The 16,390-nt window shown below is 74.2% G+C and carries 14 protein-coding genes; 7 read left to right on the forward strand and 7 right to left on the reverse strand.

Annotated features, from left to right (window positions below; translation table 11 throughout):
- Positions 1–676: 676 nt before the first annotated feature.
- On the forward strand, positions 677–1,069 hold the full coding sequence (locus ACGF13_RS22380; protein ID WP_392877736.1) for a hypothetical protein: 393 nt from the start codon (positions 677–679) through the stop codon (positions 1,067–1,069).
- A 75-nt stretch (positions 1,070–1,144) separates the two neighbouring features.
- Here the strand turns inward: ACGF13_RS22380 and ACGF13_RS22385 are convergent, their stop codons facing one another.
- Positions 1,145–2,344 (reverse strand): FAD-dependent monooxygenase, encoded by a 1,200-nt coding sequence (locus ACGF13_RS22385; protein ID WP_392877738.1) that lies wholly within the window; start codon positions 2,342–2,344, stop codon positions 1,145–1,147.
- Between the two features lie 171 nt (positions 2,345–2,515).
- Between ACGF13_RS22385 and ACGF13_RS22390 the strand changes: the two genes are divergently transcribed.
- Together ACGF13_RS22390 and ACGF13_RS22395 are read left to right on the forward strand one after the other, a co-directional pair.
- On the forward strand, positions 2,516–3,253 hold the full coding sequence (locus ACGF13_RS22390; protein WP_392877740.1) for a TetR/AcrR family transcriptional regulator: 738 nt from the start codon (positions 2,516–2,518) through the stop codon (positions 3,251–3,253).
- A gap of 118 nt (positions 3,254–3,371) precedes the next feature.
- The gene (locus ACGF13_RS22395) at positions 3,372–4,172 is read left to right on the forward strand and encodes a HEAT repeat domain-containing protein (protein ID WP_392877742.1); all 801 of its coding nucleotides are present in this window, start codon (positions 3,372–3,374) and stop codon (positions 4,170–4,172) included.
- Between the two features lie 70 nt (positions 4,173–4,242).
- Here ACGF13_RS22395 and ACGF13_RS22400 read toward each other — a convergent pair whose 3' ends face one another.
- Positions 4,243–4,608, reverse strand: coding sequence for a hypothetical protein (locus ACGF13_RS22400; protein ID WP_392877744.1), 366 nt, complete (start codon positions 4,606–4,608; stop codon positions 4,243–4,245).
- A gap of 272 nt (positions 4,609–4,880) precedes the next feature.
- On the opposite strand from ACGF13_RS22400, the gene ACGF13_RS22405 reads away from it, so the two are divergent.
- Positions 4,881–5,150, forward strand: coding sequence for a GlsB/YeaQ/YmgE family stress response membrane protein (locus ACGF13_RS22405; protein WP_392877746.1), 270 nt, complete (start codon positions 4,881–4,883; stop codon positions 5,148–5,150).
- 95 nt (positions 5,151–5,245) lie between these two features.
- Here the strand turns inward: ACGF13_RS22405 and ACGF13_RS22410 are convergent, their stop codons facing one another.
- The gene (locus ACGF13_RS22410; RefSeq protein ID WP_392877748.1) at positions 5,246–7,126 is read right to left on the reverse strand and encodes an amino acid transporter; all 1,881 of its coding nucleotides are present in this window, start codon (positions 7,124–7,126) and stop codon (positions 5,246–5,248) included.
- Between the two features lie 419 nt (positions 7,127–7,545).
- On the opposite strand from ACGF13_RS22410, the gene ACGF13_RS22415 reads away from it, so the two are divergent.
- From ACGF13_RS22415 to ACGF13_RS22425, 3 genes are all read left to right on the forward strand, one after another.
- Positions 7,546–9,150, forward strand: coding sequence for a N,N-dimethylformamidase beta subunit family domain-containing protein (locus ACGF13_RS22415; RefSeq protein WP_392877750.1), 1,605 nt, complete (start codon positions 7,546–7,548; stop codon positions 9,148–9,150).
- 126 nt (positions 9,151–9,276) lie between these two features.
- A complete protein-coding gene (locus ACGF13_RS22420; protein WP_392877752.1) occupies positions 9,277–10,011 on the forward strand; it encodes a polyprenol monophosphomannose synthase in 735 nt (244 codons plus the stop codon).
- Between the two features lie 130 nt (positions 10,012–10,141).
- Positions 10,142–11,395: an aromatic acid exporter family protein gene (locus ACGF13_RS22425; RefSeq protein ID WP_392877754.1), complete on the forward strand. Its 1,254-nt coding sequence runs from the start codon at positions 10,142–10,144 to the stop codon at positions 11,393–11,395.
- 108 nt (positions 11,396–11,503) lie between these two features.
- Here the strand turns inward: ACGF13_RS22425 and ACGF13_RS22430 are convergent, their stop codons facing one another.
- The 4 genes from ACGF13_RS22430 to ACGF13_RS22445 form a co-directional block, all read right to left on the reverse strand.
- Positions 11,504–11,953 carry an SRPBCC domain-containing protein gene (locus ACGF13_RS22430; RefSeq protein ID WP_392877756.1) on the reverse strand — a complete coding sequence of 150 codons (450 nt, stop codon included), beginning with the start codon at positions 11,951–11,953 and terminating at the stop codon, positions 11,504–11,506.
- A gap of 4 nt (positions 11,954–11,957) precedes the next feature.
- On the reverse strand, positions 11,958–12,431 hold the full coding sequence (locus ACGF13_RS22435; RefSeq protein ID WP_392877758.1) for a VOC family protein: 474 nt from the start codon (positions 12,429–12,431) through the stop codon (positions 11,958–11,960).
- Positions 12,432–12,516: 85 nt separating this feature from the next.
- On the reverse strand, positions 12,517–14,520 hold the full coding sequence (locus tag ACGF13_RS22440) for a phosphocholine-specific phospholipase C (protein WP_392877760.1): 2,004 nt from the start codon (positions 14,518–14,520) through the stop codon (positions 12,517–12,519).
- A 44-nt stretch (positions 14,521–14,564) separates the two neighbouring features.
- Entirely contained in the window at positions 14,565–16,001 is a 1,437-nt protein-coding gene (locus tag ACGF13_RS22445; RefSeq protein ID WP_392877761.1) for an endonuclease/exonuclease/phosphatase family protein, read from the reverse strand.
- Between the last annotated feature and the right edge of the window lie 389 nt (positions 16,002–16,390).

Here is a 16,390-nt window from a genome sequence, read left to right on the forward strand (position 1 = left end):
CGCCGACCGGGCCGGCGGAGCATCCACCGCTGCTCGTCGGCGGGAGAGCCGCCGGCACACGCCGGACGTCCTTGCCTCAGGGGCCCGCCGCACACCCGTCATATGACCGCCGGTCTCCCCGGGCGGCGCAACCATCACATGATCGACTCGTTGGACTGTCCACCACGACGGCACCACGGCTCCCGGAAGGGTTCCTTGGCAGGACGGACGGTGAGCGCGGCCGTGCTGCGCCGGGGCGTCAGGGCACGCCCGGTGGCCCTGGCGGAGGCCGCGCTGGTGCGCCACTACCGGCGACTGGTCCGGCTCCCGCACCTGGCGCTGCCCGCCGACCGCGACCGGCACACCCAGGTGCTCGCCGCCCACCCCGACGGCCTCACCGCCCCGACCCCGGCCGGTGGCCCCGCCGACTGCCGGGGCGCCACCCTGCTCCAACTGCGTTCCTCCCCCGTGGTCGCCGACCGGCACGCCTTCCTGCTGACCCGACCTGGGCGGCCTGATCCCCACCCACCTCACCTACGCCCCGCCACCGGACCGCACCCAGGCCGACCACGCCCTGCCCGACCCCGAGCCGCGCGAGGCCACCGCCCAGGACGCGCTGCCGGCCTGGTCCCGGGCCGGCTGCGCCGCCCCCGACGGCACACCGGGCGTCAGGCAACTGGACCTCCGGGCCTTCGCCGTGCAGCCGCTGCCGCAGGACGCCGGCTCGGCCTCCCGGGTCTGCCTGCGCGCCGACCGCTGGGACGGCGCGGGCAGCGCGGGCAGCGCTGCCACCGCCGTCCTGCTGCCGGGCTCCGGCCGCCCGCAGCGTACCGGCGGCGGATCGGGCCGGACGTGCAGCCGCTTCGAACGGGACACCGTGTCCTGGGCCTGGTGGCGTTCCCCACGCGGATCGGAGTTCCTGCTCGCGGCGGGCAGTCGCTGGGTCACCCGGCTCGCCGTCAAGGGCACGGACTGGTCCGCCGACCGCTCCACGCCGGACCGCACCCTGGCCGTCGAACGCCCCGCCCGGGCCGCCGTCCAGGTGGAGGCGCTGCTCGACAACGGCACCCGCATCAGCCCAGCACACTGAAGCCCGTCAGCAGCTCGTCCGCCCCCGGGGCCGCGTCCACGCCGAGACCCCGTCCGCACCTGAGGCCCGCCCCGTTCAGCCCGTGACCAACGGCCGCCGGGCCGACTCCCGCTCGTAGTCCGGCAGTTCGACGCTGCTGACCTGCTTGCCCAGCTCCAGCATCCGCTCCAGCGCCCAGCGCCGGTTGAGCAGCGCGTTGCGCAGCCGCAGCCCGGTGGCCGTCCGCGGCGCGAGGAACGGCCCGGTCCGGTCCCCGCCCTTCTGGCAGCCCTGCGCATAGCCGCGCAGCAGCCGCTCGTACCGCGCGAAGGCGGCGCGGTGGTCGCCGTCGGCCCGGGCCAGCTCGCCCGCCAGCACGTACGCGGCGACCACCGCCGTCCCGGTGCCCATGCCGCCGATGGTCGCGCCACAGGCGGCGTCGCCGATCAGGGCGATCCGGCCGGTCGACCAGGCGGGCACGTCGGCGCGGCTGATCGAGTCGAAGTACAGCTCGGGGGCGGCGTCCAGACTCTCCAGCAGCTGCGGGACCCGCCAGCCGAGGCCCGCGAAGGCGGCCCGGACCAGCGCCTTCTGCCCTGCCGGGTCGTGGCGGTCGTAGCGCAGTTCGGGCGAGGCGAAGAGGCAGAACGCGCCGGCCCGGGCCGGGTTGCGGTGGGCCGCGCCGACGGACATCAGCCGGCCGGGGACGTTGAGGCCGACCGCGCCGACCGGCAGCCCGTGCTCGTTGGGCAGCCGCCAGGTGGCCGCGTAGTAGCCGAGGTGGCGGACGTAGTGCCGCTCGGGGCCGAAGGCGAGCCGGCGGACGTTGGAGTGCAGGCCGTCGGCGCCGATCACCAGGTCGAACTCGCGCGGCGCCGCGTGCCGGAAGGCGACCCGGACCCCGCTCGGGGTCTCCTCCAGCGCCGTGATCGAGTCGCCGAAGACGTACTCGGCGCGGGCGCTGCTGTGCCGGTGGAGCAACTGGGCCAGCTCGCCGCGCGGGACCTCCAGGTCACCGCCGGCGAACTCGGCGGGCAGGTGCAGCAGTCCGCGCCCGTCGGGGCCCACGAAGGTCATCGGGCTGCCGCCGGTGCCGAGCGCGCGCAGCTCCTCCAGGACGCCCATCCGCTCGAGCACGGTCAGGTGGGTGCGGCCGCGGAAGTCGACGTCCTGGCCGCCGTCGCGCAGGGCGGGCGCCAGCTCGAACACGGTCACCTCGAAGCCGTACCGGCCCAGCCAGTGGGCCAGCGCGGGACCGGCGATGCTCGCGCCCGAGATCAGGACCCTGGTGCTCATGGAAACCACTCCGTCCGAGGAACGAGAAACTGTGTCTGGCGGACACTGTTCGTTGCTGTGTACGGTAGACACAGTTGCATCGGATGGGCAACCCCCCAGGTCGCGGCATGGACGGACACCCGGCCGGAAGCCCGGGGCGGCACGCCCCGCAGGGGCCCAGGACGGGAGTGGATGATGGTCGAGTCGGTGAGCGGCACCGTGCGGTTGCTCTGGGGTCCTCCGGCCAGGCCCACCCGGGGGCCGAAGCCGGCCCTCAGTCTGGAGCGGATCGCCGCTGCCGGGGTCGAGGTCGCCGACGCGGAGGGGCTCGACGCGGTCTCCATGCAGAAGGTGGCCGGGCTGCTCGACTTCACCAAGATGTCGCTCTACCGGTACGTCCCCGGCAAGGCCGAACTGATCGCCCTGATGGTCGAGTCGGCCGTCGGCGCACCTCCGGACGCACCGACCGGAGCCGACTGGCGGGAACAACTCACCGTCTGGGCCCACCACTTGGCCGAGTCCTTCGCCCGGCACCCGTGGCTGCTGGACGCCACCGTCGGAGCCCGGGCGCTCGGCCCGAGGGAACTCGCCTGGCTGGAGCGGGCGGTGGCTGCGCTCGACGGCCACGGGCTGACCGGCCCCGAACGGATGGACGCCGCCGTCCTGCTCACCGGGCACGTGCGCGGGATCACCGCGCAGTCCCGCGCCGCCGGACCGGCCGGCACCCCCGAGGCCGAACTCCTCGCCGCCCTCGGCACCGTGGTCCGGGAGCACGCCGACCGCTTCCCGGCCGTCGCCGCCGCCATGGCCGACCCGGAGGGCCGCGACCAGGCGCTGGAGTTCGGCCTGGAACGCATCCTGGACGGCCTGGCCGCCCTGATCGAGCGCCGGACCGGGCCCCGAGTCGAGCGCCGCGCGAACGCGGGCTGACCCGCCGGACCGGCCCGCCCACCCTCGACCCGCCGAGCCGGACCGACCCGCCCTCGCCCGCCCCGCTCCCCGAAAACCGTTCGGAGCGCCGCCCGTTCACTCGCTACCATCGCGCCTCATGGCGATGTTCGTGCACCTGACCGCCGCGGCCAACGCGCCGCGCATCCGCCGCGCCGGGATCCGCGCCGACAGCCACGGCCAGGGCGGCGCGCGCGGGGTGTACTGCTTCCCCGTGCTGCCCTCGTACACGCTGACCCACCAGTGGCTGCGCGAACTGGCCCGGTTCCACCCCAAGGGCGCGCTCGTCGCGGTGCACCTCCGGCTGGAGGACGACCAGGAGGTCCTGGCCGGGCACTACCGCGACCGTGACCGGGGCAACCAGCGGCCGCTGCGGGCCGCCGAGGCGGTCCGGCGGATCGGCACGCTGGCCGACCCGCGCGGCTGGGAGGTGTTCCTGCCGCGCGCGGTGGGGGCCCGCGAGGTGCACCGGGTCCGCGCCGTACCGCAGGTCACCGGCTGGCGCTACCTCCCGGGCGCCCACGGCACCCGGCCGTGCACCTGTTTCGGCTGCCGCATCTACGGCGAGTACGGCGCCCGCCGACTGCGCGAGCGCCACCCGCACCCGCTGGACGGCCCGCCGCCGCCCGTCGCCGTACTGCTCGCGCGGATCGCGGCGGCCGGCGTACCGGGCGATCCGGCCGAACTGCGCTCGGTGCTGCACTGGTTCGGGTTGCGCCGGCGCGGCCCGCTGGAGCGCCTGGCCCCGCTGGCCGCCCACCCGGACCCGGCGGTGCGGGGGGACCTGGTCTGGGCCGTCTGCCGCTGGTCGACCCCGGGTGTCGCCGAACTGCTGGACGGCCTGGCGGACGACCCGACCCCGGGCGTCCGCGAGGCCGTCGCGGCGGTCCGGAACCGCTGAGGCCGTCGCGGCGGTCCGGGACCGCTGAGGCCCCGGCCGCCGTCGGATCGGAACAGGTCGGGCGTTTCGGTCAGGAGACGCGCTTGAGCTGCCAGGAGTTCTTCTCCAGGCTCGGCACCGCGGAGTAGTTGCAGCCGGAGCCGTAGAAGGTGCTCACGATCGTCCAGCCGGCCGGCGGCCAGGTGGAGGCGCAGGCGTTGACCACGGTGCCGACCGGGTAGCCGGTGAGCTGCATGATCTTCTTGGTGTTCGGGTTGAAGCCGGAGCCGCAGCCGGCGCTGTTCCACCACTGGACGTCCACGTAGCCGCCCGGCGTCAGCGAGGAGGAGCAGATGGTGCTGGTGTCACCGGGCGCGGCCTGGGCCGTCCCCGCGGTCAGGGTCAGCGCGGCGGCGGTGCAGCCCAGGGCCAGGACGGCGGAACGAAGGCGTGTCACGAGGGTCGGCTCCTTTCGGTGACGCGGCCCGTCCGCGTCCCGCCCATTCCTATCCGTACGGCCAGGACGGCGGACAGCGACTTTCCGGCCCCGCCTGCGGCTCGTTCTCGCCCATCCCCGCCGAGGGCGGCCCGGCGAGATGCCGCTGACCTGCGCGGTCCCCCGCCGAGGTGCCCGTTCACCCGATCCGGGTGATCATGGGACGAACCGCGTCATCGGCGATTCGGCGTACCCGGCCGTCGGCCCGGGGAGCGCCCGGAAGGTGGACCGCGATGTTCCAACTCCTGTGGATCCTGCTCATCGGCTTCGTGCTGGGCGTGATCGCCAAGCTCATCCTGCGGGGACCTCAGTCGATCCCCTGGTGGCTGACCATGCTGCTCGGTGCGGCCGGGGCCTGGCTCGGCAACGCCGTCTCCGGCTGGATCGGCGTCCGCCACACCTCGGGCATCGACTGGATCCGCCACTTCCTGCAACTCGCCTTCGCCGTCGCCCTGGTCGCCATCGTCGCCCCCGCCTGGAGCAGGTCGCGCCCGAGCCGCTGACCGGCCGGGACGGCCCGGCCCACGCGGGTGGCCGGGGCGGCTCGGCCGCCGACCGACGGGCCGACCCCGCTCCGCCGACGCCCGGCCGGGCCCGCTCAGCCCACGTGCACGGCCGGGCGGCGGGCCCGGTCCGGTTCCGCCTCGCGCAGCACCTCACGGGTGACGGGGGCGATCTCACCCTGTCCGAACAGGAAGAACCGCAGGAACTGGGCGAAGGGGTTGCCCTCGGTCCACTCGAAGTAGATGTGCGGCTGCTGCCCGGTGAGGTCGCGCACCCGCAGCAACAGGGCGGCCAGCGCGTTGGGCACGCTGGAGCTCTCCAGCGACAGCACCCGGTAGCGGTCGTGCAGCACCTCGCCGCGCACGGTCAGCTCGGCCTCGAAGTCGGACGGGTCGAGCACGGTGACCTCGACGAAGACCAGGTCGTCCTCGGCCGGGATGTCGTTGTCCCGCCGGATCTGGTGGATCTTGTCACGGTACTCGGCGAGGTCCCGGCTGTTCGGCTCGTTGGCGATCAGCCGCAGCGGGCGGTGGGTGTAGTCCCGGACGAACCGCCCCGCGACCTCGTCCAGCACCACGTCGGTGACGCGCAGTTCGAAGGCGCGCTTGAGCCGGGAGAGGAAGGAGACCAGCATGATGCCCGCGATGAAGCAGGCGCCGATCTTGACGCCGTCCGGCCGCTCGGCGATGTTCACCGCCGTGGTGTAGAGGAAGACCGCCGAGATCACTCCGAAGCCGGCCCGCCAGCGGCGCTGCCCGGCCTTGTGGGCGGCGATGGTGACGGCGATGGCCGCGGAGCTGATCAGCACCAGCACGCCGGTGGCGTAGGCGCCGCCCTGGGCGTCCACGTTGGCGTCGAAGATCCAGGTCACCAGGAAGGCGATCAGGGTGAGCACGATGACGGTCGGCCGCACCGCGCGGGCCCAGTGCGGGGCCATGCCGTAGCGCGGCAGGTAGCGCGGCATCAGGTTGAGCAGCCCGGCCATCGCGGAGGCCCCGGCGAACCAGAGGATGGCGATCGTGGAGAGGTCGTAGACGCTGCCGAAGGTGCTGCCCAGGTACTCGTGGGCGAGGTAGGCGAGCGCCCGCCCGTTGGCCTGGCCGCCGGTCTTGAACTGGTCCTCGGGGATGAGCAGCGTGGTGATGAAGCTGGTGGTGATCAGGAACACGCTCATGATCGCGGCGGCGGTGGTCAGCAGCTTGCGGGCGCCGCGGATGCGGCCGGTGGGCTTCTCCTCGGTGTCGTCCGGGTCCCCCTCGATGTGCGGCATCACGGCGACGCCGGTCTCGAATCCGGACAGGCCGAGCGCCAGTTTCGGGAAGACGATCAGGGCGACGCCGATCATCGCGATGGCGTTGCCGTGTTCCGCGGTCAGCGCGTCCGTCCAGTCGCTGAACAGGTGCGGGGCGCTGAGCACGTGCCACAGCCCGTTCGCCACCACCACGACGTTGAGCGAGAGGTACACCGCGACCAGCACCACGGCCAGGCCGATCGCCTCGCTGAACCCCTTGAGGAAGACCGCGCCGAGCAGAGCGATCATGATCATGGTCAGCGAGATCTGCCTGCCGGTCAGGGCGCTGTGCAGGTGCGGGTTCTCCACCAGGTGGGCGCTGGCGTCGGCGGCGGACAGGGTGATGGTGATCATGAAGTCGGTGGACGCGAAGCCCAGCAGGGTCAGCACGAAGAGCTTGCCCTGCCAGAACGACAGCAGCCGTTCCAGCATCGCGATCGACCCCTGGCCGTGCGGACTCTCCTTGGCGACCCTCCGGTAGACCGGCAGCGCGCCGAGCAGGGTGACGATCACCAGCACGATGGTGGCCAGCGGCGAGACCAGCCCGGCCGCGAGCGCGGCGATGCCGGGCTGGTAGCCGAGCGTGGAGAAGTAGTCCAGGCCGGTCAGGCACATGACCCGCCACCAGCGCTGGCCCTTCTCCTGCTGCGGCTCGGCGTGCGGGCCGGGGTGCTGTTTGGCCATGTCGGACAGGCCTTCCAGCAGCCAGGCCCGGAACCGCCCACCCCGGGAGGAAGGCGCCGCCCCCTGCTCGGCCGACCCCGACGACACCACGTGCCACCCCTGTCCACGACTCGGCCGGGCGCGCGGCTCCGGGCCCCCTGCGGCCGCCGGACGGCGGGCCTGGTCAGGCTAGGGGACGTGATCGCCGGGGCCGGGCAAGCGCGCGGGCCGACACACCCGGGTGCGCCCGTACGGCCCTCCCCGGTGGCGGGCCGTCCCGGGCCCCACCCCCCACAGGGCGGCACCCCCGCGGCACCCCGTGGTCCGGCGCGGCGGCCTACACCGGCCTCGCGAAACGCGCGAGGATGTCCGCGCACCCGACACGCCCGGCCGGGGCGGCCACGGGCACGGGCACGGACGAGGGAAACAGGGAGGTCGCGGTGGTGGAGCCGAGCCGGCGGAGGATTCTGGGCCTGGGCCTGATGGCGGCCGCCGTCACCTCCTGCGGCCCCCGCCGCCCGGACCCCGCCGCCGACCCGCACCCCTCCACCCCGGCAGCCGCCTCGGCACCCGGCGCCTCGGCCCCCGGCGCCACCGCCCCCGCCACCGGCGGCCCGGTCGCCGACGGGCACACCGGCCCGACGAGCGAGCGCTCCCTGCCCGGCAACCCCGACTGGGAGATCACCGACCCCGGCCCGGACGGCGCCATCGAGGGTTTCGCCGACCGGGTCAGCGTCCTGCCCGGGGAGTCCTTCGGCCTGCACGTCTCCACCCCCGCCGCCGCCTTCACCGTCTCCGCCTACCGGATGGGCTGGTACGACGGCGCCCGCGCCCGGCTGGTCTGGCGCCGCGAGCACGTCCCCGGCGGCAAGCAGGCCGCGCCGCACGTGGACCCGGCGACCCGCACCGTGCTGACCGGCTGGCAGCGCACCCTCGCGGTGGACACCGCCGGCTGGCCCGAGGGCGCCTACCTGCTGCGCCTGGATGCCGAGGACGGCTCCGGCCGGCGCTACGTCCCGCTCACCGTCCGCTCGGCGAGCACCGCCGGCCGGACCGTGATCATGAGCGCCCCGGCGACCTGGCAGGCCTACAACGAGTGGGGCGGCTACAGCCTCTACAACGGCCCGACCGGCGGCCTGGCCACCCGCTCGCTGCAGGTCGTCTTCGACCGGCCGTACGACTACGACCACGGCGCCGGGCTGTTCCTGGTCTACGAGGCGCCGCTGGTCGCCCTCGCCGAGCGGCTCGGCCTGCCGCTCGCGTACACCACCGGCATCGACGTGGCCCGCGAGCCCGGCCTGCTGACCGGGGCGAGCGCCGTCCTGTCCCTGGGCCACGACGAGTACTGGTCGCCCGAGCAGCGGGCCAACGTGGTCGCGGCCCGGGACGCCGGGACCAACCTGGCGATCCTCGGCGCCAACTGCTGCTTCCGCCGGGTCCGCTTCGAGCCGACCGAGCTCGGCCCCGACCGCACGGTGGTCTGCTACAAGGACGCGTGGGCGCAGGATCCGGGCCACCGGTCGGGCGCCCCGGCGACCACCGACTTCCGGGTCGGCCCGGGCGCCGACCCGGAGAGTTCGATGCTCGGCGTCATCTACGACGGCTACCCGGTGGACGCCCCGTACGTGGTCACCTCGCCCGGGCACTGGGCCTTCGAGGGGACGGGCGTCGCGGCGGGCGCGTCGTTCCCGCACCTGGTCGGGGTGGAGTACGACCGGGTGGACACCGGCTTCCCCACCCCGCGGCCGATCGAGGTGATCGCCCACTCCCCCGTGGTCTGCGACGGCCGCCGCTCCCACTCCGACACCGCCTACCACACCGTGCCGAGCGGCGCCGGGGTGTTCGCCACCGGAACGATGCGCTGGGTCGAGGCGCTGGAGGCCCGCGGCCCCGGCGGCGGCAAGGCCGACCACGGCATCGACTCGCACGCCGGGGACCTGGTCCGCCAGGTCACCGAGAACGTCCTGCGCGCCTTCGCGGCCGGACCGGCCGGCCGGACCCACCCCGCCCAGGACAACCTCGCGGCCGTCTACGGCACGGCGTAGCGGGCCCGGCTCAACGGCCGCGAGCGGCGGTGCGGATGCCCGCGCCCTGAGCCGGGGCCGGCGGCGCCCGACACCCCCGGTACACTCGCACGGTCCCATCCGGAGCAGGCACGAGGGAAACAGAACATGGTCGAGGCCTCCCCCAAGGTCGTTGTGGTCGTCCCCACGTACAACGAGCGGGAGAACCTCCCGGTCCTCGCGGGCCTGCTCGCGGAGCTCCCGGTGCCCAACCTGCACCTGCTGGTGGTCGACGACAACTCCCCCGACGGCACCGGTGAGATCGCCGACAAGCTCGCCGCGGACTCCGGCGGCACCGTGAGCGTGCTGCACCGCACCGAGAAGGACGGCCTCGGCCGCGCCTACCTGGCCGGCATGGCCAAGGCGCTGGACGAGGGCGCCGACGTCGTGGTGCAGATGGACGCCGACCTCTCCCACCCTGCCTCCGCGATACCCGCGATGGTCGAGACGCTGCTCACCGACGGCACCGCCGTGGTGCTGGGCTCACGCTACGTCCCGGGCGGCTCCACCGCCGAGGAGTGGCCCTGGCACCGCAAGGCGCTCTCCGCCTGGGCGAACTTCTACGTCAACGCGATCCTCAGCCTCGGCGTCCGGGACGCGACGGCCGGCTTCAAGGCCTGGCGGGCCGACACCCTGCGCGCCATCGACCTGCCGACCGTGCAGAGCAACGGCTACTCGTTCCAGGTCGAGATGAACTACCGGGTCGTCAAGCAGGGCATGACCATCCGCGAGGTGCCGATCCGCTTCGAGGAGCGGATCGAGGGCGCCTCGAAGATGAGCATGGGCGTGCAGGTCGAGTCCGCGCTGGCGCCCTGGAAGCTGCGCTTCAACCGCGACAACTAGCGGGTACCGGCGGCGCACGGCACGGGCCCGGCCCGCACCGGCCCGGCCCGGCCCGGCCCGATGCGGGCGTACGGGTGCCGGAAGGTCCCGGGAGCGGTGTGAACGGCGGCTTCGGGGAAAGAAGGGCGACATGGCCCTTCTCCCGGAGACCCTCAAGGACCTGGTCCGCCGCAGCGCCCGAGAACCCTTCGTGGTCCAGACCATCCGGGCCACCGTCGCGGCCACCATCTCCTACGCGGTGGCGACGCAGCTGAGCAGCGAGCCCGCCCCGCTGACGGCGCCGCTGACCGCGCTGCTGGTCGTCCAGGTCACCGTCTACTCGACGCTCAAGACCAGCATCCGGCGGGTCAACTCGGTGGTGGTCGGGGTGCTGATCGCGATCGGCTTCAGCGCCGTGGTCGGGCTCTCCTGGTGGAGCCTCGGACTGATCATCCTGGCCTCACTGGTCGTCGGCCGGTTCGTCCGGGTCGAGGAGTTCGTCCAGGAGGTCGCGATCAGCGCGATGCTGATCCTGGGCGTGACCAAGCTGGCCTCGCAGGCCTGGGACCGGGTGCTGGAGACGCTCATCGGCGCCGCCGTCGGCCTGCTGTTCAACCTGCTGTTCGCGCCACCGCTCTGGGTGGACACCGCCGGGGAGTCGATCGAGGACCTCGCCCGGCGGGCCCGCCAGCTGCTGCTGGACATCTCCGAGGAGCTGGACCGCCCCACCCCGGTGGCCAGGGCCGCCGAGCGGCTGCACGAGGCCCGCCGGCTGGACCAGGCGATCGCCGACGTGGACGCGGCGCTGCGCCAGGCCGAGGACAGCCTGCGGTTCAACCCGCGGATCAGCGAGGGGCTGCTGTCCCGGCTGGTGCTGCGCACCGGGCTGGACACGCTGGAGATCTGCGTCGTCGTGATCCGGGTGCTGGCCCGCTCGCTGACCGACCTGGCCAAGCGGCGCGGGCCCGATGAACGGCTCTTCCCGCCGGACGTCGCGGTGGGGCTTGAGGAACTGCTGGCGCACGTGGGCGGCGCGATGGTGAGCTACGCGGTGCTGGTGACCACTCAGGTGAGCCGCAACGCCGAGGAGGCGGAGGAGCGGCTGACCGCCGAGCTGGCGGCCGCGTGGACCTGCCGGGAGAACGTCGCCCAGGTGCTGCTGCGCAAGGTCCAGGAGCACCCGGAGGCCTGGCAGCTGCACGGATCGATACTGGCCGAGGTGGACCGCATCCTGGACGAGATGGACCTGGAGCACCGCGGCCGGCGGCTGATGGAGGAGCTGGACCGGGCCTCGGTGGCGAACCGGGAGCGGTTCTCCCGCTACGCCGCGCTGCGCCGCCTGCTGCGGGGCGAGCGGGCCCGCGGCGGGCGGTCCTCCGTCAAGGCGCAGCGCCCGGCGGCGTAGGCCGGGCGCCGTTGCCGGGGTGTCCCGCCCGACGCCGGGTCCGGGCCGGCGGGCCCGGTGCCGTTCCCCGGGGTGCCCTGCCCGGCGCCGTTCCCCGGAGCGCTGCGGTCAGGGCATCAGCCAGGGCTGCTGCGGCAGCGGGTGGCCGGTCTCCAGGTAGGTCTTGAGATTGGCGAGCACCGCCGACCAGCCCTGTTCGGCGTCGGCCCGCGCGGCCTCGTCGGCGAGGTTCTCGTGGATGACGGTGAGCCGGGTGAGGTCCTGCCAGCCCTGGATCTCGAAGGTGACCCGGGACGGCCAGCCGGCCCGGTCCTCCTGCGGCCCGGCCCAGGTGGTGACCAGCCGGTGCGGGCGGTCGACCGCCTCGACGGTGCCGGTGACGTCGGCGATGCCGGAGCCGTCGGTCCGCTGGTGCTCCCAGGGCGCGCCGAGCAGCCAGGTGGAGACGTTGCGGTGGCCCCAGTAGAGGCCTGACTCGTCGGCGTTGGTGAGCGCGTGCCAGACCCGCTCGGGGGTGGCCCGCAGGTAGGTGATGCCGCGGTGGCTGAGGGCGGTCACGGCCTCACCCCCCGGCCGCGGCGAGCAGCGGCTGGATCTCGATCTTCTGCATCCGCAGCATGGCCGCGAAGACGCGGTCCGCCTTGGCCCGGTCCTCGCCCGCGACCAGGTCGAGCAGCACCCGGGGGGTGATCTGCCAGGAGAGGCCGTAGCGGTCCTTGAGCCAGCCGCACGGGCCCGGCTGACCGCCGTCGGCGGTGAGTCCCGCCCAGAGTGCGTCGACCTCCTGCTGGTCCTCGCACTCCACCTGGAGCGAGATCGCCTCGGTGAAGTGGAACTCGGGGCCCCCGTTGAGGGCCGTGTACTCACGGCCGGCGAGCTCGAACTCGACGGTCATCACCGAGCCGGCCGGGCGGGGGCCGGCCTCGCCGTAGCGGGTGGTCCTGGTGATCCGGGAGTTCGGGAACAGGGAGGTGTAGAAGGCGGCGGCCTCTTCGGCCCGGTCGTCGAACCAGAGGACGGTGGTGATTTTCTGCATGCGCCCGACGGTAACGGCGGGGTCCGGTACGGCGGCCGAGCCACGGCCGGGGGTCACCGGATCGGCGCCCCCGGCCGGCCTCACGTCAGTGCACCCAGCCCGCGTAGCGCTGGACGAAGCGCTGACCGGTGTGGGCGGTCACGACGACGTCGTAGCGGCCCTGCTTGTCCAGCGGCCAGGCCAGGTTGGCCTGCTTGCCGGGCTTGACCCAGACGGTCTGCGCGGTGCCCGCGAAGTCGTTGGGCGCGGCGGTGAAGGCCACGTCGGTCATCCCGTCGTTGGCCAGCTGCAGGGTGAGCTTGCGGTTGCCGCGCAGGTCGGCGGTGACGATCGGCACGCCGATGTCGTTCTGGCCGTCCTGACCGTCGCGCACCACGGTGCCGGCGAAGCGGCGGACGAAGCCGTCCGGGCCGTGCACGGTGAAGTCGTAGCGGCCGCCCGTGGTGGCGGCGTCCCAGACGTACCGGGCGGTGATGCCGGGGGCGACGGTGTACGGGGTGCCGGCGAAGGGGAGCAGGATGTTCGGGTAGACGGTGTACGGGAACGCCACCGAGCCGTCGTTGCTCATCGTGCAGGTGACCTTGCCGGTCCTCCGGTCCACCTCGACGTCGGCCCACGGCTGGTACGGCAGCGGGCGGTGCGGGCGCTCGCCGCGCTCCTGGACGGGCATCGCCTGGGCGCCGACCGCCGGCAGCGCGACACCGGGCAGCTTGGTGCCCGCGTCGGCCCTGGCCATCAGCGCCTTGGTGTCGGGCAGCGCCGGGATCGAGTGCTCCGGGGCGGCGAAGTCGAAGCAGCTGGTGAGGTCCCCGCAGACGGCCCGGCGCCAGGCCGAGATGTTGGGCTCGGCCACCCCGGTGACCAGCTCCATGAAGCGCAGCACGGACGTGTGGTCGAAGACCTGGGAGTTGACCCAGCCGCCGCGCGACCAGGGCGAGATCACCCAGAGCGGCACCCGGTTGCCGAGGCCGATGGCCCGTCCCTGGGTGAACTCCTCGGGGGTGCCGGGCTCGGGGGTGGGCGGGACCATGTGGTCGAAGTAGCCGTCGTTCTCGTCGTACATCACCAGGAAGACGGTGTGTCGCCAGACCTCCGGGTTGGACATCAGCGACTGCAGGGCCTGGTCGACCCAGTGCGCGCCGTAGGCCGGGCCGGCCTCCGGGTGCTCGGAGAACAGGTAGGGCGCGACCAGCCAGGAGACGGTCGGCAGGGTGCCGTCCTTGCAGTGGCGGTCGAAGTCGGCGGGGTCGAACTTCGTCATCGCGTTGACGTAACGCGGGTCGTCGTGCGGGAAGTCGTGGAACTGCTTGAAGTAGGAGAGCGCGTTGTCGTCGTAGTCGCCGGTGCGGTCGTCCTTGCTGGGGTTGTGGTAGACGCGCCAGCTGACGCCGGCCGCCTCCAGGCGCTCGGCGTAGGTGGTCCAGTCGGCGACGGGGTTGTCGGTGACCGGGGTGTTGTCGATCCACGGCCCTGTGGTGCCGTCGCGGCCGGGGCCGGAGGTACCGGTCCACAGGTAGAGGCGGTTGGGGTCGGTCGGGCCGGCCAGCGAGGTGAAGTAGGCGTCGCAGACGGTGAACGCGTCGGCCAGGGCGTACTGGTAGGGGATGTCGTCCCGGGTGAAGTAGCCCATGGTGCGCTCGCCCTTGGCGGCGATCCACTTGTTCATGGCGCCGTTGTTGATGGCCTGGTGGCCGGTGGCCCAGTCGTGCGGGAGGCCGCCGGCGTTCTGCGCGTTGTACTTGGCGGTGTCCATCCGGTATGGCAGCATCGCGCCGCCGTCGGTGCGCCGGCTGTCGGGCTGGCGGAAGACGTCGGTGCCGTCCGGGAACTGGAGCGCCTGCTTGTCGCCGAAGCCGCGGACGCCGGCCAGGGTGCCGAAGTAGTGGTCGAAGGAACGGTTCTCCTGCATCAGGACGACGACGTGCCTGACGTCCTTGACGGTGCCGGTGAGCGGGACGGCCGGCTTGGCACCGGCGGCGGGTGCGGGGGCCGGGGCGGCGGCGGCCTGGGTGGCCGTCAGACCGGTCAGGGCGGTGGCGCCGGCGGCCGCGGTGGCGCCGACGAAGGTACGGCGGGAGAGCTCGGGCATGACGAACTGGCCTCTCGGAGCTGGGAGTCGGGGAGCCTGGGAGCTCAGAGCTGGAAGGTGGCGACCGCGGCGGCGGTGTCGGAGGGCCACTCGTTGGCGGCGGCACCGGGCTCGGGCTGCGGCCAGTCGGCGACCAGGGTGTGCGCCTCGACCAGCTTCAGCGGGCCCGCGTACTGGACGTAGTCGATGCGGTCCTGCGGCTCGGGGCGGTCGCCGCGCCGCTTGCGGGTGGGCGACCAGGTGTTGCCCGGGGCCTTGACCGGGTCGGGGCACTCCTCGCGGAAGGCGTCGGTCAGGCCGGCGCCCTGGAGGGCCACCGTGACCGGCCAGGCGAGCGCGCCGACCCCCTGGTGGGCGGCGGCGGTGGCGGCCGTCCAGTCCCGGTGCGAGGGCGAGGAGAGCGCGCCGGCCAGCACCACCGGGATGCGCCGGGCGATGTCCGCGCGCACGGCGGCGGCCAGCGCCTCGGCCTGCTTCAGCCGCAGCGAACCCTTCTCGGCGGCCAGCACCTCGGCGGCGGTCCGGCCGTCCTGGACCGCGTACGGGCCGTAGCCCGCCTCGTCCAGGTGGGCGGCCCAGAAGCGGACACTGCGGCCGCCGGGCAGCCGCAGGGTGACCGCGGCGGCGGGCAGCTCGGCGGTCGGCGGGGTGACGTCGCCGAGCGGGTGGCGGCTGAGGATGCCGATGCTGCCCGGGCTCTGGTAGGCGTACCAGCCGAGGGCGTCGGCCAGGGTGCTGGCCCGCTCCCCCGCGGTCTCCTGGAGGGCGAGCACGTCCAGGCCCTGGGCGAGGACCACGCGCAGCTGCTTCTCCAGCGCGTCGGTGTGGGCGGAGCCCGCGTCCTGCAGGTTCCAGCCGGCGGCCTTGAGGCGCGGTGCGGCGGCCGGGTCGACCACCGGGACGAGGACGGTGACGGTGTCGGTGGCGCCCGTGCTGTCCTTGACGCCGACGACCACCGGCTCGGGGGCCTTGCCAGGGGCGGCGGGGGCGGTGCCGGTGAGCATGCCGTCGGCGCTGACGGAGGCCCAGGCCGGGCCGGCGACCTTGCGGAAGGTGGCGGAGCCGGCCGGGTTTCCGGCCGGACGGGACCAGAGGCCGCCGAGCCGTACCGTCACGGCCGCGCCCGGGGCGACCGGCGTGGCGGTGAAGGAGTCGACGGCGGCGTGCGGGCGCACGACGGCGGGCTTGGGGCGGAAGGCGAACGGCTCGGTCTGGGCGACGATGCCGTAGCCGTCCTTGGCGAGCAGGTAGGCGGTGTACGGGCCGCCGGTCAGCGCGGAGGTGTCGAGCTGGACGTCGCCCGAGGTGCCCGGGGTGTACTTCCACAGCAGCGAGCTGCCGGTGCCGGGCTGGCGGCCGCCGTCGTAGATGCCGACCCAGTTCTTGGCGTCGGGGGCGTCGGTGGTCCAGTGGAAGGTGAGCCGGTCGCCTTCGGTGGGGTTGCTGGAGGAGCTGAGCGTCAGGGCGCTGCCTGCGGCCACGGTTTTCCTGTCCGCCGCCCGGGGCCGGGGCCCGCCGGGGGACGGTGCACCGGGGCCGGGTAGGGCTGGTCACGGAGGCTGAGAGAGGGTAGTGCCGCAGTTGGCTGTACAACTGCTGGCGCCCTCATTCATCCGAAGGTCAGCGACCAGCACGTGAACGACGCGTGACGGAGTATCGGGCGGAGCGGGAACTTCGGTGGGCGCGCCTGCGGGCGCCTCCGCGGACGTGTCTTCGAGCGCCTCCTCGGACGCCTCCGCGGACGCCTCCGCGGGCATGCGGCGGGGGGGGGGGGGGGGGGCGGGCCCCCCCCCCCCCCCCGGGGGGGGGGGGGGCCCGGGGGGGGCCGGGGGGGGCGGGGGGGGGGCGCCCCCGCCCCCCGCGGGCCCCC

Source organism: Kitasatospora sp. NPDC048286, assembly GCF_043201735.1.
GTDB lineage: Bacteria > Actinomycetota > Actinomycetes > Streptomycetales > Streptomycetaceae > Kitasatospora.